Origin of the sequence: Algoriphagus locisalis, from assembly GCF_900116615.1 — a bacterium.
Taxonomy (GTDB): Bacteria; Bacteroidota; Bacteroidia; order Cytophagales; family Cyclobacteriaceae; genus Algoriphagus; species Algoriphagus locisalis.
This window is the reverse complement of sequence record NZ_FPBF01000002.1, coordinates 550,027-571,171: the sequence shown is the minus strand read 5'-3', so window position 1 is coordinate 571,171 and position 21,145 is coordinate 550,027. Positions and strand designations below refer to the sequence as shown.

At 41.7% G+C, this 21,145-nt stretch carries 20 protein-coding genes; 9 read left to right on the top strand and 11 right to left on the bottom strand.

What is annotated here, in order from left to right:
• The first annotated feature begins 5 nt into the window (after nucleotides 1-5).
• The 3 genes from BM386_RS07475 to argJ all read left to right on the top strand — a co-directional run bounded on the left by BM386_RS07475 (nucleotide 6) and on the right by argJ (nucleotide 3,559).
• Nucleotides 6-1,199: an aspartate aminotransferase family protein gene (locus tag BM386_RS07475; protein ID WP_091692436.1), complete on the top strand. Its 1,194-nt coding sequence runs from the start codon at nucleotides 6-8 to the stop codon at nucleotides 1,197-1,199.
• A 1-nt stretch (nucleotide 1,200) separates the two neighbouring features.
• Complete coding sequence (argC, locus tag BM386_RS07470; RefSeq protein ID WP_091692435.1) at nucleotides 1,201-2,244, top strand: N-acetyl-gamma-glutamyl-phosphate reductase; 1,044 nt, start codon at nucleotides 1,201-1,203, stop codon at nucleotides 2,242-2,244.
• Between the two features lie 103 nt (nucleotides 2,245-2,347).
• Nucleotides 2,348-3,559, top strand: a complete 1,212-nt coding sequence (gene argJ, locus BM386_RS07465) for a bifunctional glutamate N-acetyltransferase/amino-acid acetyltransferase ArgJ (RefSeq protein WP_091692434.1) — start codon at nucleotides 2,348-2,350, stop codon at nucleotides 3,557-3,559.
• A 66-nt stretch (nucleotides 3,560-3,625) separates the two neighbouring features.
• Here argJ and BM386_RS07460 read toward each other — a convergent pair whose 3' ends face one another.
• The 5 genes from BM386_RS07460 to BM386_RS07440 all read right to left on the bottom strand — a co-directional run bounded on the left by BM386_RS07460 (nucleotide 3,626) and on the right by BM386_RS07440 (nucleotide 9,257).
• Nucleotides 3,626-4,234, bottom strand: coding sequence for a Uma2 family endonuclease (locus BM386_RS07460; RefSeq protein ID WP_091692433.1), 609 nt, complete (start codon nucleotides 4,232-4,234; stop codon nucleotides 3,626-3,628).
• A 77-nt stretch (nucleotides 4,235-4,311) separates the two neighbouring features.
• The gene (locus BM386_RS07455; RefSeq protein ID WP_091692432.1) at nucleotides 4,312-5,559 is read right to left on the bottom strand and encodes an NAD(P)/FAD-dependent oxidoreductase; all 1,248 of its coding nucleotides are present in this window, start codon (nucleotides 5,557-5,559) and stop codon (nucleotides 4,312-4,314) included.
• 121 nt (nucleotides 5,560-5,680) lie between these two features.
• On the bottom strand, nucleotides 5,681-6,685 hold the full coding sequence (locus BM386_RS07450) for a 4-hydroxyproline epimerase (protein ID WP_091692431.1): 1,005 nt from the start codon (nucleotides 6,683-6,685) through the stop codon (nucleotides 5,681-5,683).
• A 149-nt stretch (nucleotides 6,686-6,834) separates the two neighbouring features.
• Nucleotides 6,835-8,289, bottom strand: coding sequence for an aldehyde dehydrogenase (NADP(+)) (locus tag BM386_RS07445; protein WP_091692430.1), 1,455 nt, complete (start codon nucleotides 8,287-8,289; stop codon nucleotides 6,835-6,837).
• A 77-nt stretch (nucleotides 8,290-8,366) separates the two neighbouring features.
• Entirely contained in the window at nucleotides 8,367-9,257 is an 891-nt protein-coding gene (locus BM386_RS07440; RefSeq protein WP_091692429.1) for a dihydrodipicolinate synthase family protein, read from the bottom strand.
• 131 nt (nucleotides 9,258-9,388) lie between these two features.
• On the opposite strand from BM386_RS07440, the gene BM386_RS07435 reads away from it, so the two are divergent.
• The 3 genes from BM386_RS07435 to BM386_RS07425 all read left to right on the top strand — a co-directional run bounded on the left by BM386_RS07435 (nucleotide 9,389) and on the right by BM386_RS07425 (nucleotide 11,213).
• The gene (locus BM386_RS07435; protein WP_091692428.1) at nucleotides 9,389-10,255 is read left to right on the top strand and encodes a helix-turn-helix transcriptional regulator; all 867 of its coding nucleotides are present in this window, start codon (nucleotides 9,389-9,391) and stop codon (nucleotides 10,253-10,255) included.
• 210 nt (nucleotides 10,256-10,465) lie between these two features.
• Nucleotides 10,466-10,990 carry a hypothetical protein gene (locus BM386_RS07430; protein WP_091692880.1) on the top strand — a complete coding sequence of 175 codons (525 nt, stop codon included), beginning with the start codon at nucleotides 10,466-10,468 and terminating at the stop codon, nucleotides 10,988-10,990.
• 13 nt (nucleotides 10,991-11,003) lie between these two features.
• A complete protein-coding gene (locus tag BM386_RS07425; RefSeq protein WP_091692427.1) occupies nucleotides 11,004-11,213 on the top strand; it encodes a hypothetical protein in 210 nt (69 codons plus the stop codon).
• 40 nt (nucleotides 11,214-11,253) lie between these two features.
• Here the strand turns inward: BM386_RS07425 and BM386_RS07420 are convergent, their stop codons facing one another.
• Together BM386_RS07420 and BM386_RS07415 are read right to left on the bottom strand one after the other, a co-directional pair.
• The gene (locus BM386_RS07420; protein ID WP_091692426.1) at nucleotides 11,254-14,898 is read right to left on the bottom strand and encodes an ABC transporter permease/M1 family aminopeptidase; all 3,645 of its coding nucleotides are present in this window, start codon (nucleotides 14,896-14,898) and stop codon (nucleotides 11,254-11,256) included.
• Between the two features lie 9 nt (nucleotides 14,899-14,907).
• Nucleotides 14,908-15,795 carry an ABC transporter ATP-binding protein gene (locus BM386_RS07415; RefSeq protein WP_091692425.1) on the bottom strand — a complete coding sequence of 296 codons (888 nt, stop codon included), beginning with the start codon at nucleotides 15,793-15,795 and terminating at the stop codon, nucleotides 14,908-14,910.
• A gap of 310 nt (nucleotides 15,796-16,105) precedes the next feature.
• Between BM386_RS07415 and BM386_RS07410 the strand changes: the two genes are divergently transcribed.
• The 3 genes from BM386_RS07410 to BM386_RS07400 all read left to right on the top strand — a co-directional run bounded on the left by BM386_RS07410 (nucleotide 16,106) and on the right by BM386_RS07400 (nucleotide 18,397).
• Complete coding sequence (locus BM386_RS07410; protein ID WP_091692424.1) at nucleotides 16,106-17,788, top strand: DUF885 family protein; 1,683 nt, start codon at nucleotides 16,106-16,108, stop codon at nucleotides 17,786-17,788.
• A 79-nt stretch (nucleotides 17,789-17,867) separates the two neighbouring features.
• The gene (locus tag BM386_RS23605) at nucleotides 17,868-18,083 is read left to right on the top strand and encodes a hypothetical protein (protein ID WP_091692423.1); all 216 of its coding nucleotides are present in this window, start codon (nucleotides 17,868-17,870) and stop codon (nucleotides 18,081-18,083) included.
• A complete protein-coding gene (locus BM386_RS07400; protein WP_091692422.1) occupies nucleotides 18,056-18,397 on the top strand; it encodes a hypothetical protein in 342 nt (113 codons plus the stop codon). The genes BM386_RS23605 and BM386_RS07400 overlap by 28 nt, the downstream gene beginning before the upstream one ends.
• A gap of 201 nt (nucleotides 18,398-18,598) precedes the next feature.
• On the opposite strand, the gene BM386_RS07395 is transcribed toward BM386_RS07400, so the two are convergent.
• From BM386_RS07395 to BM386_RS07380, 4 genes are all read right to left on the bottom strand, one after another.
• Nucleotides 18,599-19,360, bottom strand: coding sequence for a Spy/CpxP family protein refolding chaperone (locus BM386_RS07395; protein ID WP_139235869.1), 762 nt, complete (start codon nucleotides 19,358-19,360; stop codon nucleotides 18,599-18,601).
• A 10-nt stretch (nucleotides 19,361-19,370) separates the two neighbouring features.
• Nucleotides 19,371-19,682 carry a hypothetical protein gene (locus BM386_RS07390; RefSeq protein ID WP_091692420.1) on the bottom strand — a complete coding sequence of 104 codons (312 nt, stop codon included), beginning with the start codon at nucleotides 19,680-19,682 and terminating at the stop codon, nucleotides 19,371-19,373.
• On the bottom strand, nucleotides 19,672-20,166 hold the full coding sequence (locus BM386_RS07385; RefSeq protein WP_091692419.1) for an RNA polymerase sigma factor: 495 nt from the start codon (nucleotides 20,164-20,166) through the stop codon (nucleotides 19,672-19,674). The genes BM386_RS07390 and BM386_RS07385 overlap by 11 nt, the downstream gene beginning before the upstream one ends.
• Before the next feature lie 255 nt (nucleotides 20,167-20,421).
• Complete coding sequence (locus BM386_RS07380; protein ID WP_091692418.1) at nucleotides 20,422-21,099, bottom strand: outer membrane beta-barrel protein; 678 nt, start codon at nucleotides 21,097-21,099, stop codon at nucleotides 20,422-20,424.
• Nucleotides 21,100-21,145: the final 46 nt, after the last annotated feature.

The window sequence follows — 21,145 nt, the reverse complement described above, 5'->3', positions numbered from 1 at the left end:
AGACTATGACAAATCAAGATTTATATACCAAAGACAAAGGAAATTACTTACCGACCTTCAATCGCTTTCCACTAGCGTTTATTAAAGGCAAAGGAAGCAGACTCTGGGATGCAGATGGTAAGGAATACATTGATTTATTGGCTGGAATTGCAGTAAATAATGTGGGGCATTGCCATCCAAAAGTCGTGAAAGCGATTCAGGAGCAAGCAGCTCAGTTGATGCATATTTCTAACTTTTTCGTGAGTCCACAGCAGGTTGCTCTTAGTGAATTGCTTGTTAAAATCTCAGGATTGGATCGGGTTTTCTTGACGAATTCCGGTGCAGAATCTGTGGAGGGAGCTATTAAAATTGCCCGTAGATATGCGCACAAGCATGAAAGGGGTGGGAAAATTATTTCCATGCACAATTCTTTCCATGGAAGAACTTTGGCGACCATAGCAACTGGGCAAGAAAAATATCAACAAGGTTTTGGGCCGATCCCAACAGGATTTTCCCAAGTTCCATTTAATGATCTTGCAGCGGTAGAAGCTGAAATTGATGCCGAAACTGCAGCAGTGATTGTAGAGCCTATTCAAGGTGAAGGAGGAGTTGTTCCTGCAGAAAAAGCGTATTTGGAAGGACTGCGAAAATTGTGTGATGAGAAAGGCATACTGTTGATTTTTGACGAAATCCAATGCGGTATCGGTCGGACTGGAAAATGGTTTGCGAAAGATCATTTCGGAGTACAGCCAGATATCATGACTTTGGCCAAAGGCCTAGGTGGAGGCGCGCCGATAGGAGCAGTTCTCTGTAATGAAAAAGTAGCAAGTGCCATAGAGTTTGGCGATCACGGAACGACTTTCGGAGGAAATCCACTTGTAGCTGCATCTGCGATAGCGACTATTGAGGTGATCAATGAGGAGCAGCTTTGCAAAAGAGCTACTGAAACCAGCGAATGGCTGCAAGGGAAATTGGCAGAATTGATTGCAAAGCATGATGAACTTGAGTCCGTGAGAGGATTAGGTTTGATGCTAGGCGTGAAAATGAAGTCTGAAGCCAAGCCTTATGTGTTGAGATTGCTTGAGGAAGGAATCGTGGCAAATGCTACTGCGGGAAATATTTTAAGGCTAGTTCCTGCACTCAACATTAGCAGAGATGAGCTGAATATTTTCTTGGAGAAACTTGACGAAATCTTAACCGAAACCACCGTATCCGCCTAATATGAGCAATCAAAAATTAAAAGTAGCCATAGTCGGAGCCTCTGGATTTACAGGTTCTGAGTTGGCTAGATTACTCCTGAATCATGAAGGAGTTTCTATAGAAATGATCACTTCTGAATCACATGTGGGCAAGCCATTTTCGGACTTACACCCACAGTTTTTCAGCAGATTAGATATTCCTTTGGTAAGTGCAGAGGAAGTCAGTAATAAAGAATTGGATGTGATTTTCCTGGCTTTGCCTCATGGTGTTTCCATGGATTTTGTGGCAAAGTGGAAAGATTCAGGAGCGAAAATTATAGATCTTTCGGGTGATTTTAGACTTTCTAACAAAGAAGTATATGAAGAATGGTATAACAAAAAGCACAGTTATCCAGAAGGATTTGCGAGCGCTGTTTATGGTTTGCCGGAGCTGTTTGCTGACAAAATTAAGTTGGCAACCTTGGTTGCAAATCCAGGCTGCTACCCTACCGCATCGATTTTGAGCATGGCTCCGCTTTTTGCGAAGCAGCTGGTCGAAGAGAAGTCCTTGATCATCGATGCCAAATCAGGTCTCACAGGAGCAGGTATTAAAGCCAGCGCAACCACGCATTTTTCCAATGTAAATGAGAATTTCAAAGCTTACGGAATCGCTGGTCACAGACATACTATAGAGATCGAAGAGCAACTCGGTGGATTGGCAGGTAGCCAAACTGCGGTTCAGTTTACGCCTCATTTGCTGCCCGTAGATAGAGGGATTTTAGTGACCGCTTACGCCAAAATCAAAGGCGAAATGAATCAGGAAAAATTGACTGAGATCTATCGTGATTTTTACAAAGACAAGCCATTTGTTAGATTGAGGAACCAAGCTCCGGGAATCAAAGACGTGCGTGGAAGTCATTTTTGCGATGTGTTTCCTGTTTGGGATGCTAGAACGGAGCGAGTGATTGTGATCTCAGCAATCGATAATTTGCTAAAAGGCGCCGCAAGTCAGGCCGTACACAATATGAATTTAATGTTTGGCTTGACAGAGTCCGCTGGATTGAACCAAGTGCCATTGAAGCCATAAGACCGAAGACCGAAGTCGCCATAATGCTAGAAATGAGCTGCTTCTATGAATAGTTAGCTTTTTGGCAAAAAAGAAGAATTATAAAATCATAATTTAGAAAAAGATGATTAAAAATATTACAAACGTACGTGGCATCAAATGCTGGGGTGCGCACACTGGTGTGAAATCCATGAAAAGGGATTTGGCCATTATATATTCAGAAGTTCCAGCAGCAGCAGCTGGTACCTTGACTCAAAATAAAGTCCGTGCTGAGCCTATTAAAATCACCGAGAAAAACCTTGAAAACAACCGCGCTCAGGTGATCATCTGTAATGCAGGAAATGCGAATGCCTGTACTGGAGATCAAGGAAGAGAGGGAGCTGAAGCAATGGTAAGAACTACTGCAGAAGCTCTTGGGATTCCTGAAGAGGATGTGATTGTAGCTTCTACGGGTATTATTGGAGTGGAATTCCCTACCGAAGATGTGGTGGAAGGATTGAAAGTCAATATCCCTAAACTAAGCGGAGAAATTAAGGCCGGATCATTTGTGGCGAATGCAATCCTGACAACTGATACCTTTGCCAAGGAAGGCTTCATCGATTTTGAATATGAAGGAGTGACGGTAAATATGGGCGGAGTAGCCAAAGGTTCTGGGATGATCCATCCAAACATGGCAACCATGCTGGCTTTTGTGGTGACTGATTTTAATATTGATGAGAAGCTACTTCAAGAAGCTGTCTCCTATTGTGTAGATCGCTCTTTCAATATGATTACAGTTGATGGGGATACTTCTACCAATGATATGGTGGCCGTGCTGGCGAATGGCTTGGCTGGTAATAGAAAAGTGAAATCTAAGGATGATCCGGGATATGAGATTTTCTTGGAGAAACTACTGGAAATGCTGACGCACTTGTCTAAGTTGATTGTTTCGGATGGTGAAGGTGCTTCTAAGTTTATAGAGTACAAAGTGACCAAGGCTCGATCAGAGGCTATTGCCAGAACATTGGTTCGGGCTATTTCAGATTCGACTTTGGTGAAAACAGCGATGTTTGGCAGAGATCCAAATTGGGGGAGAATAGTTGCAGCAGCTGGAAATGCCGGGGTGGCCTTCAACTACAAAAAAGTAAATCTTTTCATCGGAGATCAAAAACATCTAGTCCAAGTACTAGATAAAGGAAATCCTGTTGAGTTTGAAAAATCCTATATGAAAAAGCTTCTTCGTGAATCTCATATCAGAGTGCATATGGAGCTGAATACCGGTGAAGAAGAAGGAATAGGCTGGGGATCAGATTTGACGACCGACTATGTGATGTTCAATTCTGTTTATACGACTTGATAATAAACTCTGTCTTACTTACAAAAGTTATCCTGCTTCTCCTGAGGCGGGATTTTTTTTGACTTTCTAATCTATCTTCTCAAAAAACTCTTCCAGATCCAGTTCAAATCCGGCGATGCATTCAGACTTGACGATGTCTCCACGTGTAAAAAGTCTGGAAGAAATATACTTACCAGCAGTGAGCGTATTGATCATCAAAGTCTCCTCATAGGGAGAAATAATCCAATATTCCTGAACTCCCGACTCTTCGTAAACTTCGTATTTGTTCTGTAACTCTTTTTTATTGTTTCCTGGGGAAAGCACTTCGACGATTAAATCCGGCGCTCCGACACATCCTGCATCATCCAATTTCGAGCGATCGCAAACCACACATATATCAGGCTGAACTACCGTGAATATGTCTTCATTCTTTCGGGATTTCACTGGAAGCCTTACGTCAAATGGGGCGATAAATGCTTTGCATTGTTTGCCTTCAAGGTGAATCAAAAATTGAGAATATAACATTCCAGCTATTTCTTGATGCTTTCGTCTAGGCGCTGCAGCGGCAGATCGAAATACTTTTCCCTTGATGAGTTCGACCATCTCGTCGATCTCCCAAGTCAAATAGTCCGCATAAGAATACCTTCCATATTCTGTAAACGGCTCTTCTACAAGATCTTTTTTATCTGATTCCATAAATGAAAGTTAATGAAATGGCTTGAAAAAACAGTAAACAAAAAAAGTCCTTCGAGGTTCTGAATACCTTAGAGTACTTAAATGTATCTATCCACTTCAAAACCTTTCAGTTCCAAAGTTGTATCCTTCTGCTGATGTAATTCGCTGATGATTTTGCCAGAAGCTGGAGCTAAACTCACACCCATCATTGAATGGCCTGAATTTACCATTACGTTGGAATAACCTGGAGCAAAACCTATGTATGGAAGTCCATCTGGTGAACATGGTCTTAGGCCTTTCCAGATTTTATTTTGTTCCGGAAACTTTGCCTCGAAGTCTGGGTAAAAGCGATTAATGGATTCAAAAATCCCTTTCACTCTATTGATGTTTACAGATTGATTGGTACCGGCAATTTCCATGGTGCCTCCAAAGCGTATTTGCTCGCCGTAAGGACTTACCGCTACTTTCGATTCTGTTAAAATCGAAGATTGCATGATCTCAGGCTTGTTTTCTTGCAAGAAGGAATAGCCTTTGCCACCCATCATTGGAAGATTGAAACCAAGCAGATCTGCCAACTCTCCCGACCAAGAACCTCCGCAAAGTATTACTTTCTCTGCATCGATTTTACCTTTATCCGTGATAACGGCTTTGACCGTATTGCCGCTTTTTTCGAAATCAGTTACCGTGGTATTTGGCAAGAATTTCACTCCTTTTTCTTGTAAGTAACTCTTTAGGAAGCCATAGAGTTTCCCCGGATCCAAATGGGCATCTCCAGGAAAACGGACTGCCCCACGGGCTTTTACTTCTAGGTTTGGCTCGAAAGTTCGAATGTCCTCTGGAGTTAGAATATCTGCTTGTAAACCGTTGGCATTCGCAAGATGGGCAAATTCGATTTCCTCTTTTTCAACGGCTTCGGTCTGATAAATCATCATCAAACCCTTCTCCTGAAGAGCGATTAAAGATTCAGGATGCTCATCCCGAAACTCCTGATAAAGTGCTTTGCTGAGTAAACTCAGGTTTTTCAAAATTGGAACACTTCGCTCCACGTGTTTTGGATTGGCTGCTCTATAAAACTGATAACACCATTTCAGTAATTTAGCATCAAGACGCGGGTGGATGTAGAATGGACTTTTGGAAGAAAACATCCAAGAAATACCCTTGCTGATCATGCCTGGAGCTGCCAAAGGAATAATATGACTAGGCACGAGCATGCCTGCATTGCCAGTGGAGCAATTCACTTGCATGTCACCTTGATCGATTACCTGTACTTCTATTCCTTCTTTCTCAAGAAAATAAGCAGTAAAAAGGCCGATTACTCCGCCGCCGATGATGATTGTTGGTTTCATTTTTATAGCACAACCTTTGAGGTTTATAAAACCTCGAAGGTTTAGTTAATAAGTACTTTTCAGAAAAGACCTTCGAGGAGATTATTCGCTCCTTTGTCGCTCATAATGACACCTCAAAGGACTAAATCACTTGGAATCCATGCACATACGGGTCATCGTCATCAAGTATGATGGTGTTATATCCATAAACTTTTGCCCAGCCTTCGATGCTTGGAATGATGGCTGGTTTGCCGGCAATTTCTGTTTCTTCTTCGATCCTGCCAATGAATTTAGAGCCAATGAAGCTTTCATGGATGAAGTCTTCACCTGGTTTCAAAAGCCCTTTTGCGTACCATTGTGCCAATCTAGCTGAGGTTCCCGTACCACAAGGCGAGCGGTCTATAGCTTTATCTCCGTAGAATACTGCATTGCGAGCAGTACTAGTTGGGTCAAGCGTTTTACCCGTCCAAAGCACATGCGAAAGTCCTTTTATTTCTGGGTGTTCTGGGTGAACAAACTCATATTTCTCATTCATCTTCTTGCGAAGCGAGCGGGCCATAGAAATCAATTGTTCAGCCTTGAAATGCTCCAATCCTGGAAAGTTTTCCTGAGGATCAACGATGCAATAGAAGTTGCCACCGTAAGAAACATCCACTTTCAGTTTTCCAAGTTCATCGGATTCAATCTCCAAGCCTTCAGCAGCCAGAAAGCTTTTCACATTCGTAAGCTTGACGGACTTGACTTTTCTGCCTTCCTGCTTGTACTCCACTAGCACCAGGCCAGCAGGAGTTTCCAGTCTAAGCTTTCCGGGAGTTTTGGGATAGATTAATCCTTCCTCAATGGCAATGGTCACAGTCCCGATCGTTCCGTGTCCGCACATCGCCAAGCATCCACTTGTTTCAATAAACAACACAGCCACATCATTTTCAGGATTATGTGGTGGAAAAAGCATTGAGCCAGACATCATATCATGACCTCGCGGTTCGAACATTAATCCTGTTCTGATCCAGTCTAGATTATCCAGAAAATACTGGCGTTTTTCCAGCATGTTGTCGCCTTTCAAAAAGGGAACTCCCCCAGAAACTACCCGCACCGGGTTGCCGCAGGTATGGGCATCGATGCAGGAGAAAGTGTGTCGTGTTGACATGAACTAATTCAAGATTGGAAAATTGAAATATTGGGAAATTGAGCTAGTGTTTTAAGTTGGAAGGTGGTAAAGTGGATTTAGACGCATATCATTTCAATGACCTATGGAGTCCAGCATAATGCCGTAAATCTCAAATCTAAAATCCCAAATCAGTTAATTTTCTCTACCGTAAACTTCCCATTCACTTGCCTTACTATTTTCATTGGGTTATCATTCTTCAAAGCGTCTGGTAACAAATCAGCAGGCATATCTTGGAAGGCAATTGGGCGAGCAAAACGCTTGATTGCACCAGCACCTACGGAAGTACTTCTGGAATCTGTAGTGGATGGATAAGGTCCTCCATGCTGCATTGCATAGCCGACTTCAACACCTGTAGGAACACCTGCAAATAGCAATCTGCCACATTTCTCTTCAAGGATATTGATTAGTGCAGCATTTTCCTTTAGCTCAGGAATGTCTCCCCAGACTGTGATTGTTAATTGTCCGTGAAGTTTTTTGGCAGCTTCCATCAATTCATTTGGCGAATCATAAACGACCATCAAAGCAAAGGCTCCAAAAACTTCCTTTTGGAACACATCATCAGCGATCCAGTCTGCAGCTTTTATCTCAGCTAAAGCCGGACTTCCGTTGATTAGATGCTTAGGGTCTGCTACTTTGATCCACTTAAGTTCTTGACGGCTTTGGTAGTACTCTATGGAATCATAATAAGCACTGGCAATGCCCGGATGCAGCATTGGGGAGCCGGCGATATCCTTGATTTCTTTAGCCATAGCAGCTTCAAAAGCAGCTGCATGTGAACTAGGTACGAAGATCAATCCTGGATTGGTGCAAAACTGTCCTGAGCCTAAAGTCAAGGAACTCACGTAAGACTGTGCGAGTGGAACCAGTTCATTTCCCAGTTTCTCTGGGAAAGTGAAAACAGGATTCACAGATCCCATTTCTGCATAAACAGGAATAGGTTCTTCACGCTGACTTGCCAGATCGAATAGCGCTTTTCCTCCATTGTGAGAACCGGTAAATGCCACTGCTTTTGCAAGCGGGTGCTTCACCAAAGCTTGTCCAATTTCGATTCCTCCCTCTACATGGATAAACACTGCCTCAGGTAGATTTGAACTGATTACAGCTTTATGTATGCATTCGGCTACCAATCTGGATGTCTCAGGGTGAGCGGGATGACCCTTGTAAATAACCGGACAACCAGCTGCTAACGCTGAAATAGTATCTCCTCCTGCCGTAGAAAATGCAAGTGGAAAATTACTCGCACCAAAGACCACAACTGGTCCGATTGGAGTGAGCATTTTTCTGATGTCTGCTTTTGGCATTGGCTCACGATTTCTATCTCCTGGGTCTATAGTCGCTTCCAGCCAACTTCCTTCTCTTACCATGGTTGCGAAAAGTTTAATTTGGCCGGTTGTTCTTCCCAGTTCACCGTTGATTCTCCCTTCAGGAAGATTAGACTCTTTTACCGCTACAGGTACAATATTAGCTCGGTTGGCTTCCAAGATTTCCGCAATGGTATCTAAGAAGTCTGCTTTGAGATTTGCAGGGAGATTTTTGTACGTTAAGAAAGCCTCGTGGGCTGCGTTGAAAATTTCGTCAATCATAGGAATTGTAGGTTTAAAAGGTTAATAGTTTGAAGATAGTAAAAAACGTGCAAGTCAGATGCCATTTGCCTTAAAGCTTATAGCTTAGGTCTTTTGGCAATCCCGTCCGTAATGATTTTCTCAATGCGTGTGCGCTCTTCCCCGATCAATGTCAATCTCGGAGCTCTTACATGCTCACTTCCAATACCGCAATGTTGCTCAGCAAGCTTGATGTATTGAACTAGTTTTGGATGAATGTCAAGTTCCAAGAGTGGTAAGAACCAACGATAAATCTCTCTAGCTTCATCGTTTTTGCCTTCTTTTACTAAATTGAAGATGGTCACTGTTTCTTTTGGGAACGCGCAGACCAAACCTGCAACCCAGCCATCTGCTCCCATTACCAATTCTTCCATAGCAAGCGTATCAACACCGCAAAGCAATTTGAATCGGTCACCAAATCTATTTCTCATTCGAGTGACATTGGAGATGTCCCGAGTTGATTCTTTGATTGCTTGGATATTTTCACATTCCACTAACTCAGCAAACATATCCAAGGTGACCAAAGTCTTGTAATCCACTGGATTGTTATAGATCATGATCGGTAGGTCAGTACTATTTGCCACAGCTTTGAAATAAGCCACGACTTCTCTTGCGTCCGCAGCATATCTCATCGGAGGCAAAATCATCAGACCTGCAGCTCCAAGCTCTTTAGCTTTGGCAGCCCAGAAGAGTGCCTCTTGAGTTGCTCCTTCAGCGATATTCAAAATCACAGGGACTTTACCGTCCAGATAGTTTACCGTTTCACGGGTTAATGTGATCTTTTCCTCTTGAGTTAGCACAGAGCTTTCACCGAGTGTTCCGCCTAGAATGATACCATGAACGCCGGATTCTAGTTGGTAGTCGATGTTTTTGAAAAATAGATCCATGTCCAGACTTCCGTCGGCATGGAATTTAGTCGTTACAGCAGGGAATACGCCTTTCCAGTTCATAGCTTTTTTTATTTCAAAGGTAGGGTAGGAATCAAATGTATGAAAGTTGTCTTTTAATAAATAATGATACTATTTTGATCATAATTCAAGTAAATTTAGGTTTATTTACTAATTCAAGCCTATTATGACATATGAGTAAAGTTATATCCTTTCAGATTCCAAAGTCTGATAATTCATTTATACAATACCAAGAAGATCGCGGAAAACACTTTTACGACAGTCTTCACCAGCATCCCCAAGCCCAGTTGACACTGATTTTGGAAGGTCGTGGACAACTCCTGGTGGGTGATTATGTGGGGAGGTTTGAGCCTGGAGATGTGTATTTGCTCCCGGAAAGTATCCCGCATGTTTTCCGAAGTGATTCGGCTTATTACGAGGAGGACAGCAATCTCCAGATAGGTGGGAATACATTGTTTTTTGATTTTAAAGCGATGAACAAGGCTTTCTCGGAGGTGGAAGACTTCCATGATCTCATTCATCTAAATGAGAAAATAGCTGGTTGCTTCAAGATTTTGGGAGAGACTAGAGAAGAGATAGCTTCGTTGCTAGCTGAGTTTGGCGATTATTCGGGGCTCACTAGGTTACGGCATTGCATTCATATATTGTCTCTGTTGGACTTTACGAGTATGGATATGGTGGCTTTGAACCAAATCCCCGTTATGAAAACAATGACTGAGAGAGATGGGCGCAGGATGGATCAGGTGATGAGATTCATCCTTGATAATAGCAAAAGGCAGATAAGTTTGGAGGAAGTTGCTGAACAGGCTTATATGAGTAAAGAAGCATTTTGTAGATTTTTCAAACTGAGGACTAGGAGGACTTTTACGCAATATGTACAACAGCTAAGAGTCACCGAAGCCAAGAAATTACTGTTAGAGACTGATTTAAGTATATCCCAAGTTTCGTTTCAAGTGGGTTTTCAGACGCTTTCCCATTTCAACAAGACATTCAAGGGGCTCACGGAAATGACCCCAAAAGATTGGAGGAAATTGGAGTAAAAAATGGGTTAATCGCGCTTTATTGGGAAGGATATTCCCCAAAGTAGGGTGTACGGTGTTGGTGTATTTGTTTTTTCAGAAATCTGGAATAGATATGTTAAAACCTGTTAACTGCATGGATAGAGGCTTTTAGACCATTTTTTGGAAGCTTCGATTTTTTCATGGCATTTGGTTTGGCAAGACAAGAGGAAAAACAAACCAACACCAAAAATGAAAAAATTAGTATTATCATTTGCCTTAATGATGGCAGTTTTCGCTACTTACGCACAAGCCACCAGAGAAATCGAAGATATCAATGAAGATAACTCCTGGCTGAAACTAGGTCTTAATATGGGAGTACCGGTAGGAGACATAGGTGACTTTTCTTCTTTTGCGCTTGGTCTGGATGTGGCAGCGCAGTTTATGAGAACGGATAATTTCGGACTTGGAGTAGCTTCAGGATACACCAATTATTTTGGGAAGGAAAATCTTCCTGACTTTGGTGCCATCCCGCTGGGATTGATGCTGAGATATTACCCTGAACCTTCAGGTTTCTTTGTGGGTACGGATGTAGGTTACACCTTTTTGACCGGAGATATCGCCAGTGATGGCGGGTTTTACATACGCCCACAACTTGGCTATCACAATTACGATTGGAATATTTTCGCTTTTTATAATCAGGTATTTACATCTGAACCATGGGCTGATATTCAGGCTATTGGAGTAGCAGCGACTTATAATATTAGATTCAAATAAAAACCATACAATCATGAAAAATCAATTGAAAAAGTACTCGCAGAGTGTATTTTTATTCCTAATGACAATGCTCTTTTCGGTAGTGGCATATGCTCAAGATGGAGGATTAGATATCGATGTGAACATCGGTAAGAAAGAATGGTACCAACAGCCTTGGGCTTGGGTAGTAGGAGGAGCTATCTTTGTTTTGATATTGGTAGCCTTGCTGCGAAAAAGGAAATAATAAAAAGGGTCGTCTCAATTCGAAACGACCCTTTTTCGTTTTACTTTAGCTCCACGCTGATGGTGTTATCATCAGGTATTCGATCTATCAGTTTGTTGTATGGATCGATTCCAGCTTTTACAGGCTCACCTTTTACTCTGATGGTGAGTGAGGTTTCACCCGGCTTGATTTTATATTTCTGCACAAAAAGTGGATTGACACGATCTTTCCCGTTTTCATCCTGATCATCAGCCGCGAAGATTCCCACATCGATGTAATCTCCTTCGTATTCGGCATTTGACTCTTGTCCGCCTGAATCGGCATAGAGCTTTTGAGACCTTAATTTCAAAGTGATATCATATTCCCCATCGGCTATTTTAGTCGCGGTCACTTCCTCAGCTTTATTGTCGTAAAGGGTGATTTTATTCCAAGTATCATCCAGATAATACATTAAGCTATCTGGTGTTTTTGCTGCTAGGTGTCTATAGAGATCCGAACTTCCAGGGAAAGGTGGCGCCTCACGCAAGCCAAATTCGGTATTGAAATTATAAAGTGCAGAGTCCATCGCTTCTGCACCGATTAAGTCCCGAAGTCCATAAAGAATTAAACTTCCTTTGTTATACCATTGGTATGCGCGATTGCAATTGATAAAGACATTTTCCTTTTTGCCTTCATTCGATCTTCCGCTTAGGTAATCATCCAATTCGTCTTTTAGGAATCGCTTCATATTTTCCTTGCCGTACTTTCTTTCTGAAAGGATCAATGCTGAGAATTCAGCCAGCGCTTCTGAGATTAAATTAGCTCCTCGGGTATAATTAGGAGTAATCTGATGCCCCCACCATTGATGTGCAAGTTCATGCGCAGTTACGTAATAGACGTAGTCAAAGCTGTTGGGGTCAGAGAAATCAGCTACCCAACCGAAGCTTTCTGCAAAGGGAACAGTATTAGGAAATGACTGCGCAAAACCTGCATAGCGAGGAAATTCCAGGATCCGCATTTGCCTGAACTGGAAGTCTCCATAGGTTTCTGAGAAATAGTTGAGCCCATCCTTATAGGAGTTCACAAAGCGGTCAAGATTGTATTCATGACCCTTCTGATAGTAGATTTCGATATCCACTTCCTTTCCAGAACTCAACGTTGCCTTATCCCGAAGTACTTCGTATTCTGCCGAAAGAACAGAAAAGAATGCCTGAATCGGTGTATCTTGTATGTAGTGGAAATAACGACGTCCTTCTTCTTCCCACTCTTTCTGCAAGTATCCAGGAGCGATAGCGATCTGACTTGGAACTGTACTTACTGTAGCCTCAAACTGAATCAAGTCAGCTTCATCAGCGAATAGGAGTGTGTTTCTCCCATAAGGATCGTCATGAGGAGGTAGATCTTCCAGCTTTTCCGGGAGATCATATTCTCTTCTTTTTTCGTCACTATTCAGTTCGTTATTAGCTGAATAGCCTATTTCAGGCATTCCTCCTGCAATAAAGCTACCATTGTAAACCAGCTCTCGACCAAATCCTGAATTGGGGAATCCCTCGTTGATTACTTTGCTTTTGACGACAAGATCTATCGTGTCTCCCGGCATCAAAGTTTCTGGAAGTGCAGTGATTTTATACCATTCCCGGACTGGCTTTTTACCAAAAATCTGAAATTTGGCAGGCTCATAGACTAAGGGAAAGCGGTAAGGTAAACTTTCCCCTTGGTAGAAAACCTCAAATTCCGTCAAACTGGTACTGTTGAAATGAACTGAGTCAATCGGCTCATTGGTTTTGTTCACCATCTGTACAGCCGCCTCAAAATTGGCATCCCGTTCTATTGGATAAAGATCAGCTTTGAGATTGACTTTGGTGATTTTAGGTTGAGCTATAAACTCATATTGCTTCAACTGCTTTTCATAAGTCACTTGACGCAACTCACCTTCATCGCTTGTTCGATAGCCATTCAGGTAAACTACCGAATTGAAAATATAGGCTCCAGCGGCAATCCCGATAATCAGAAATAAGTATGCCGCTAAGGAGGTCCTTTGAGTCAATCTTCCTTTGGCTGTTTTCAAGGTGTTCTTGAGTGAATTCTCCGTACCACGGCTGTAGAAAATACTGAAGAAAAGAATCAGGAATAAGCCAATGGCAGTCCAATAGAGGTTAAACCAAAAAAGCGGTTCCCCAAAATGTCCCAGCCCATTCATGTCGCTCCAGCGGTAACCCGGTTTGTAGGAGAAAAAGAATAGATTGAAATCATATCCTGCGAAATCACGAAATATGATCATCACAACCCAGATCCCAATTGCTGCGGCATGACCCGCAAATTTGTTGTTGACCACCAAATGCACCGCAAATACCAACATCACCATTTGTAGGTAATCAGGAAGGGAGATCAAGTAACTATCGACCAGATATACGCCTAGATCATAATTGAAATAACCTTTCAAAGTCTGTACGGCCAATCCTACAAAAATGGGGATAGTGGCCAACATCAGACAGATAAAAGCCATGCCGGCAAACTTCGAAGCGATCACTGTTCCGTCTTTTACCGGAAATGTATCATTGATGACAGCGTATCCAGAGGACTTATCTCTATGCAAGCTTTCTCCTGTGAAAAACACAATAATGATGAATACAAAGAGGTTGTAATCAAAGGTCTTGTACTCCATCAAAAAGGAGGTGGAGGGGAAGTTTGGAACTGAATAAAGCGTATTTCCTATCCAAAAATCCAAAATCAAAAACACCAATCCACCGAGCAAGATCGATTTGAAATAGATGTCTTTGAAGATGTTTTGAAACTCAATTTTAGACAGTGTTTTGAAACTGTTCCACTGATAGTTTCCTGCAAAATTTGCTTTAACAAGCACATTTTGAAGCAAGGGAGCTTTCGTTTCTTCTTTTTCTGCTTTGGGTTTTTTCTGCTGGGTTTGAAAGAAATAGGTAAAGCTAAATCTAGCGTAAGCAGCTGCGAAAAAAAAGATTCCAACCCCAATCCATAGCAATCGGTTGATTAGCAAATTGCCAACTACGGGAAGGATAAAGTTATTTTGCTCAAAAGGTGTTAGGTATCTCGTTTGAAAGTCGAACGTGTTGATTCCAAAAGGATCCATGATCTCCACCAAATCCTTGTTTTCTATATCTTGTGCAAGAAAATTTGCAAGTAAATAAATGATGAAAACAACTATTCCTCCAGAGTAAATTGACTTAATATTTCTGGTAAATACAATCAGTGCAAAAAAGAGTGAACCTGCCAGCCAAAGGTTTGGAAGAGAAAGTGTAATCCAAGGATGCAGGTAATTGATCAGCAAATTTGGACCATAACGCAGCTCATCTGTACCGAAAAGCGGCCCAAACAACGTCCCCAAATAAAATCCGACAAGGCTACCAAAAGAGATAAATACCAGCGTTGCGAAAGAGCCCCAAAATCTACCCATAAAATAGGCAAACTTGGAAATTGGATAACTAAACAGGAAAGTACCGGTTTTGTGCTCTAAGTCCCGGTAGATAGGAACTCCCATCACAGCGGAAGCGATCAGAATCCCAAAAATCGAAATCAACAACTGAAGATTTGCAATCACAATCGGCGCATTGTGATAGACCTTTTCAGAGGCTGGAGTATTCCCAAATCCCACCAAAAGCAATGGGACCACCAATAGCATCAAGAAATAGATATAGGTCGCGGGACGACTGAATCTATATTTTAGTTCAAAAATGAAAATATCTAAAAACATGGCTTCAGATTAAATCGTGATGGGATCCACTTTTTTAGAAATATGACTGAAATACACATCTTCCAAATCTGCAGGAACCGCTTCAAATCCATTTCCAGGATTTTCATCACTCTCTATTCTTAGGCTGAGTTTTCCTTCCAGCAGTTTGGTGGAGATCACAGAGTACTTCTCACGATATTCACCCAGATCTGATTTCTCTATTGATTTCTTATAGATTTTACCATTTACTGAAGCAATTCCCTCGGCTGGCTTTCCCTGCATCAAAACTTCTCCTTGACAGATGATGGCCATATTTGAGCAAAGGGTATTCACGTCTTCAACTATGTGTGTTGATAGAATAACCACTGTGTTTTCTCCGATTTCTGAAAGAAGGTTATAGAAACGGTTTCGCTCCGAAGGGTCCAGTCCCGCAGTTGGTTCATCGACGATAATTAGTGAGGGACTGCCCACCAAAGCCTGAGCAATTCCAAATCGCTGGCGCATTCCGCCTGAATAAGTTCCAAGACCTTTTTTTCGGTGAGTGTAAAGATTTACTTTTTGAAGTAGGCTTTCCACCAGTACTTTCCTTTCGGATTTGTTTCCAATGCCCTTCATTTGAGCAATATGATCAAGCATCACCTCAGCACTTATTCTAGGATAAAGACCAAAATCCTGTGGTAAATATCCTAAGCGCTCACGAACTGCTTGTTTATCTTCCAAGACATTAATATTGTCTAACGTGATACTCCCTGAGTCTGGATCTTGAAGCGTAGCAATAGTCCGCATCAGGGTGGATTTTCCAGCTCCATTTGGTCCGAGAAGTCCAAACATCCCTTGCGGGATAGTCAAAGAAATGTCATTCAAAGCCTTTACTCCATTGGGATAGGTCTTTGACAGACTAGTGATCGTTAATTCCATATGTATGGGGTTTGGGGGCATCGCTCCCGCTACGGCTAAAAAGTGGCCTGATGTAGCAAAAGCAATAGTTAAAAATGATTTAGTAAAACTCTGGTCAAGACTCTTAAGTAATTCCTGTTTGGTTCAGTTTCTGAAAAAGCTGTGACTCTGGATCAATATAAGTAATTGATTACAAAATGTTTGAGGGTTATTGTTAAAAATAAGTTTTACCGCTGATCAAAGAATTACAATTCATGGGCTATATGAAGGAGTCATTTTGATGATTTAGTCTCAAAAGATTTAATTTAAGGTTTTAAATACCTCCATTCTTATGAAAAAAACCTACCTAATTCTATTCTTCTGTTTGATGGCTACTTTGGGTTTTGCTATCGAATTAGCTCAAACCATCCAGACCTATCAAGCCGATTATGGGGCATTGAGAAGATTGTATTCCAACTCTCTTTCTGATGAATATTTTTCCAGAATCCAGAAATTCAATCAGGAGTATTTGAACAATTTGGGTAAGGTGAATTACAATTCTCTTTCAGAGGATGGTAAAATAGACTATGTACTTTTTCGGAATTACCTGGAAAAAGAATTGGCTGAGTTGGCTATAGAAAAAGCTTCCTTCGATGAAATATCTGAAGTTTTGGCATTTTCAAAGCCCCTTGAGGATTTCTATCAGGGAAGGCGAAGAGCCAAAATGCCAGAACCTCAAAAACTTGCTGCTTCCTGGAATGAAGTAGCGAAGCAAGTGGATGTGCAATTAAAAAACCTGCCTTCAACTCCAAAGTACAATAGCTGGCAGAAAGCTGATCTTGCTGCCAGTGCGGTAGAAGCTGTGGATAGAGCAACTGGGGAGGCATATAATTATTATTTCGACTATGATCCCATGTTCACTTGGTGGATGCCCGAGCCTTGGAAAAAGCTTGATGAAAGTATGAAAGGGTATGCAAAAGCATTGCGTGAGCACTACACCAACTCGGTGAAAGATGATGGAAGTGGAATTATCGGAAGACCTATTGGCAGAGAAGCCTTAGAGAAGCAGTTGGCTTTTGAGATGATCGCGTATAGTCCGGAAGAACTGATCGCGGAAGCGGAGAAGCAATTTGCTTGGTGCGAGAAAGAAATGCTAAAAGCATCCAACGAATTGGGGTTTGGTAACGACTGGAAAGCTGCCTTGGAAATGGTGAAAGAAGCGTATTTCCCGGCTGGAGAATGGCCAGCTGAAGTGATCCGATTGGCAGAGGAAGCAACTGATTATGTGGAATCCAACGATTTGGTGACTGTGCCTCCTTTGGCAAAAGAAACTTGGCGAACGATCATGATCTCTGCTGAGCGTCAGCGGATAAGCCCATTCTTTTTGGGAGGGGAATCCATTCAGATCGCATACCCAACTTCTGAAATGAGTCATGCCGATAAAATGATGAGTATGAGAGGAAATAACCCACATTTTTCCAGAGCTACTGTGCAGCATGAATTGATTCCTGGGCATCATTTGCAGCAGTTTATGAACCAGCGAAATATGACTCATCGTCGCATGTTTGGAACGCCATTTTGGACGGAAGGCTGGGCGTTGTATTGGGAGTTTGTGCTTTGGGACAAGGAGTTCCCGCGAGATGCGAAGGATAAAGTGGGGATGCTGTTCTGGAGAATGCACCGCTGTGCACGGATCATTTTCTCACTGAATTATCATCTGGAGAAGATGACTCCTCAAGAGTGTATTGATTTATTGGTAGATAAAGTTGGCCATGAGCGCGCTAATGCCGAAGCTGAGGTAAGAAGATCATTCGAAGGTGGATATGGGCCATTATATCAAATCGCCTATATGATCGGGGCGCTTGAGTTTTATTCGTTGAGAGACGAAGTAGTCAATTCGGGAAAAATGACCGAGAAAGAATACCATGATTTGGTATTGAGCCAAAATGCGATGCCAGTGGAAATATTAAGAGCAAAAGTGGCTGGGCAACCTCTAAAAAAGGATCACAAAGCAAGCTGGAGGTTTTTGGATTGAAATTGAAAAAACTTAGCTGGATTGAACTTAAACTGGATGAGGATTGCTAAATTATTGGTTCAATTAAACTATTTAAAAAATGGTGCTAGAAACTCTAAAGTTAGAACTGATTGAAAGAGTAATGCGAATGAAAGATACATCCGTGCTAGAAAGATTAGAAGAATTGATTGAGCAGGCTGAGCTAGAATCGAGAACTAAAGAGTCTCTCCAGTCAATTAAAAGAGGTGAAACTGTTTCACTAAAGGATTTTGGAAATCAAAATAGGCGATGGCTCAAGGAAAAAGCTATGAAATAGAAATTTCTAAGTCTGCATTGCATAGGTATCAAGAGGAAGTTTTGCCATACCTTATCCATAATTTTAGTTTACAGAGAGCACTAGAAATAGAAGCTGATATTGAAAACACAGTCCAATCTTTAGCGCTTTTTCCCTCCAGAGGTACAAAAGAAAAGTATCTGCAGAATGAAAAGGAAGAATTTCGATTTGTGCTACATCGGGAGACAAGTAATTTTGAATTGAAAATCATCTACTTTATCCAAGAAAAGGGTTTAAAGGTCTATGTAACTGATTTCTTTCCCACTAGGATAAATCCTGTCAGAATTAGACATTAATGCGAAATCGAGCCTGCATGATGCAGACAGGCATGACTCAAGCGTCACACGCTGGGATGATTATAATTCATGCGAGATTCCATCCCGTATCCTTCGTCACGGGACAGGTTATGGCTTTTAAAAATCAAATAATAACTATATGAAAAAAAGGAGTCCCACAATTGCGGGACTCCTTTTCCATTTATAAAACCAAGAATCTAATTACTTTTTAGGATACTCTTTCAAGGTGATAATAACTACTCCATTTTCACCTTTTTCGCCATAGAGGTCAATGGCAGACTTGTCTTTCAAGACGCTAATACTTTCAATGTCATTCGGATTGATATCCTTCAAAGCCCCGTGTGGAATAGTAAGGTCTGTATTTTTGGATTTGATAATATAGAGTGGTGGGTTTTCAGAGTTATTAGTCCCTGCCACGACCACGGATACTTTAGGGTTGGATGAAGATCCAGGTTCAGCAACTCCATAAAGGGGTTTGCCTACTCGGTAGTTTGATGTGTAGCCACTCACATGGTCACCTGAAGAGACTGATTTTTTGCCATATCCTGCAATGCTAACTCCATTTACAGTTTGTGCCCGAGGTGTTTGAAGGATCTCTTGCTGTTCGAAGGTTAATTCATTTTTGATCGCCACCATCGTGCTCAGCTGCTGTTTTTTCAGTGAGTTTTCTAGCGCTAATACCTTATCCATTTGTTTCTGGACAGCTACTTGGTCTATTTTAGTTTCGTCAAGAAGTGCTTTAAGCTTTTTGGTTTCATCATCCAGATCCCACTTCATGGTGCTGAACTTACCTGCATTTTCACTATGGATTTTCTTGATTTTGGTGGCCTGAGCCTCGCTGAGATCAAGATCATTTCGGAGCTCCATCACCCTATCTGCAGAGTATAGATTTTTCTGGAAGAGGTCTTGGGCTGTTGCAAATCCTGCGGACAGCATAAGACATAAGAAGAGTATTTTTTTCATTTTTTTTGGCTTAATATTCTGATAATAAAGAAGCTGTAGGCGACTCCCAGGTGTCTAGGAACGTACTTTCTTCTATAGTGAAATGTTGATTTTGATTTTCGTCTTCATGAAGTGTAATAATCACAACTTCAGGAGCTGGAGTTTCAACAGGCGCTGGTTTTTGGATAAACAGGAAGGCAAAGATCATAGACGCAGCTATTCCTGTAGGAATCCAAAAACCGAATTTCCGGGTTTGGACTTCTGGAAAAGCTGGGATTTCAATGTGCTCATCCTGCTTTTTCATCTGATCAAAAAACCGTTCTAGTTGTTCATTATTTTCCATATTCTTCCTGGATTTGAACTTTAGTAATTAATTCCCTGAGTTTCTTCTTCCCGCGATCGTAATGTGTTCTTGCGGTTCCTAGGCCGATTTGTAGGATTTCGGCACTTTGCGCGATGGTCATCTGATGATAAAAAACCATCAAAATCACCTCTCGCTGCATTTCTGGTAAGTGCTTGATTATCCCTTCATAATCAGTCGCATCTATTTCCTCAATGATCTCCACTGGATCATAAGAATCGGAAAGCGAAACGACATTTCCGCCTTTTCGTATCTCGTCAATAGCGGTATATCTAATGATCGAAAAGAGCCAGGTTTTAGCTTTTGATGCATCCTTTAGCTTTGCCTGCCCTTCCAAAATCTTCAAATATGCCTGCTGAAGCACATCCTTTGCCATCTCATCCTCAAAAGAGCAACATTGCCTAGCCCATAGGTATGCATCCCTGTGGTGAGCTTTTAAGATATGATCAAGCTGACTGCGATTCATTTACATAAGTTAGTCGGGGAATGAATCCAATATATGACAGGCACAATTGAAAAATTTGAATATATGGATATACGGAATGATGCCAGTAACCAATATTTCTCTGCTCAACCGGCCGGAAGACCGATGACCGAAGACCAAAGTGGCCTCAATTCTTAAGCTTAACATACACTATGCTGCTTTTGCCTTCTTACTGGTAGAAAAGCGGCTATACATATTTGAATATTATAAAATTACGAGTATAAATCTTTCAATCTTTCAATCTTTCAATCTTTCAATTTTCGAATCTCTTATTCTAAAAAGATACGCTAGCGTAAACTCCAAGTTGGTAGAACTCATCTCGAAAATACGATCCTGTCCCTCAGGATTGGTGAAGTCATAGGAAAACCGGACTTCTCCCGCCAGGGTGCTTTTACCAAAAAGCTTGGAAATACCTGCTCCAGCTGTTAGACCATACATGATTCTGTTAGGTTCGTCATCGGCACCACCATAGGTTGGGATTTCTGCTGGTGTGGCACCAGAAAATTCACGGGTGATGTCTTTAGCCTGAAGCAGATAGCCTAGATGTGGCCCAAGTTTGATTTGGAATCTACCGGATCTTCCTAGGAAAAAGCTGGAAAGCATCGGGATTTTCAGGTAGTCAAACTGGGTTTCATTGACTAGCTCAAGTTCTATGTCTTCATCTGAAATCTGCGTGAATCCTAAGCGTAGAAACTGAAGATTTATTTCTAACCCTGCGTTTTTGGCATTGAAGTGCTCAAAAACCAAGGCGAAAGTAGGCGTGCCGAGTCCATCCACTGAAATCCCGCGGGTGCTGGGTGTAGGTCGATAAGAATAAGTGGAGGTCGCGTAGCCACCACGGATCCCCACGCTGGTTTGGGCGCTGACCACGAAAGAGACTATAATGAAAATGCTGGTGAGCAATACTCTATTCATATCCAAAAGTAACCAATTAAAAGGTTTGGGAAGGAAGTGTTTAGGA

What these genes read in the sequence shown, in the direction of transcription:
- BM386_RS07475 (WP_091692436.1), top strand. Translation starts at nt 6, where the DNA reads ATGACAAATCAAGATTTATATACCAAAGACAAAGGAAATTACTTACCG.
- argC (WP_091692435.1), top strand. Translation starts at nt 1,201, where the DNA reads ATGAGCAATCAAAAATTAAAAGTAGCCATAGTCGGAGCCTCTGGATTT.
- argJ (WP_091692434.1), top strand. Translation starts at nt 2,348, where the DNA reads ATGATTAAAAATATTACAAACGTACGTGGCATCAAATGCTGGGGTGCG.
- BM386_RS07460 (WP_091692433.1), bottom strand. Translation starts at nt 4,234, where the DNA reads ATGGAATCAGATAAAAAAGATCTTGTAGAAGAGCCGTTTACAGAATAT.
- BM386_RS07455 (WP_091692432.1), bottom strand. Translation starts at nt 5,559, where the DNA reads ATGAAACCAACAATCATCATCGGCGGCGGAGTAATCGGCCTTTTTACT.
- BM386_RS07450 (WP_091692431.1), bottom strand. Translation starts at nt 6,685, where the DNA reads ATGTCAACACGACACACTTTCTCCTGCATCGATGCCCATACCTGCGGC.
- BM386_RS07445 (WP_091692430.1), bottom strand. Translation starts at nt 8,289, where the DNA reads ATGATTGACGAAATTTTCAACGCAGCCCACGAGGCTTTCTTAACGTAC.
- BM386_RS07440 (WP_091692429.1), bottom strand. Translation starts at nt 9,257, where the DNA reads ATGAACTGGAAAGGCGTATTCCCTGCTGTAACGACTAAATTCCATGCC.
- BM386_RS07435 (WP_091692428.1), top strand. Translation starts at nt 9,389, where the DNA reads ATGAGTAAAGTTATATCCTTTCAGATTCCAAAGTCTGATAATTCATTT.
- BM386_RS07430 (WP_091692880.1), top strand. Translation starts at nt 10,466, where the DNA reads ATGAAAAAATTAGTATTATCATTTGCCTTAATGATGGCAGTTTTCGCT.
- BM386_RS07425 (WP_091692427.1), top strand. Translation starts at nt 11,004, where the DNA reads ATGAAAAATCAATTGAAAAAGTACTCGCAGAGTGTATTTTTATTCCTA.
- BM386_RS07420 (WP_091692426.1), bottom strand. Translation starts at nt 14,898, where the DNA reads ATGTTTTTAGATATTTTCATTTTTGAACTAAAATATAGATTCAGTCGT.
- BM386_RS07415 (WP_091692425.1), bottom strand. Translation starts at nt 15,795, where the DNA reads ATGGAATTAACGATCACTAGTCTGTCAAAGACCTATCCCAATGGAGTA.
- BM386_RS07410 (WP_091692424.1), top strand. Translation starts at nt 16,106, where the DNA reads ATGAAAAAAACCTACCTAATTCTATTCTTCTGTTTGATGGCTACTTTG.
- BM386_RS23605 (WP_091692423.1), top strand. Translation starts at nt 17,868, where the DNA reads ATGGTGCTAGAAACTCTAAAGTTAGAACTGATTGAAAGAGTAATGCGA.
- BM386_RS07400 (WP_091692422.1), top strand. Translation starts at nt 18,056, where the DNA reads ATGGCTCAAGGAAAAAGCTATGAAATAGAAATTTCTAAGTCTGCATTG.
- BM386_RS07395 (WP_139235869.1), bottom strand. Translation starts at nt 19,360, where the DNA reads ATGAAAAAAATACTCTTCTTATGTCTTATGCTGTCCGCAGGATTTGCA.
- BM386_RS07390 (WP_091692420.1), bottom strand. Translation starts at nt 19,682, where the DNA reads ATGGAAAATAATGAACAACTAGAACGGTTTTTTGATCAGATGAAAAAG.
- BM386_RS07385 (WP_091692419.1), bottom strand. Translation starts at nt 20,166, where the DNA reads ATGAATCGCAGTCAGCTTGATCATATCTTAAAAGCTCACCACAGGGAT.
- BM386_RS07380 (WP_091692418.1), bottom strand. Translation starts at nt 21,099, where the DNA reads ATGAATAGAGTATTGCTCACCAGCATTTTCATTATAGTCTCTTTCGTG.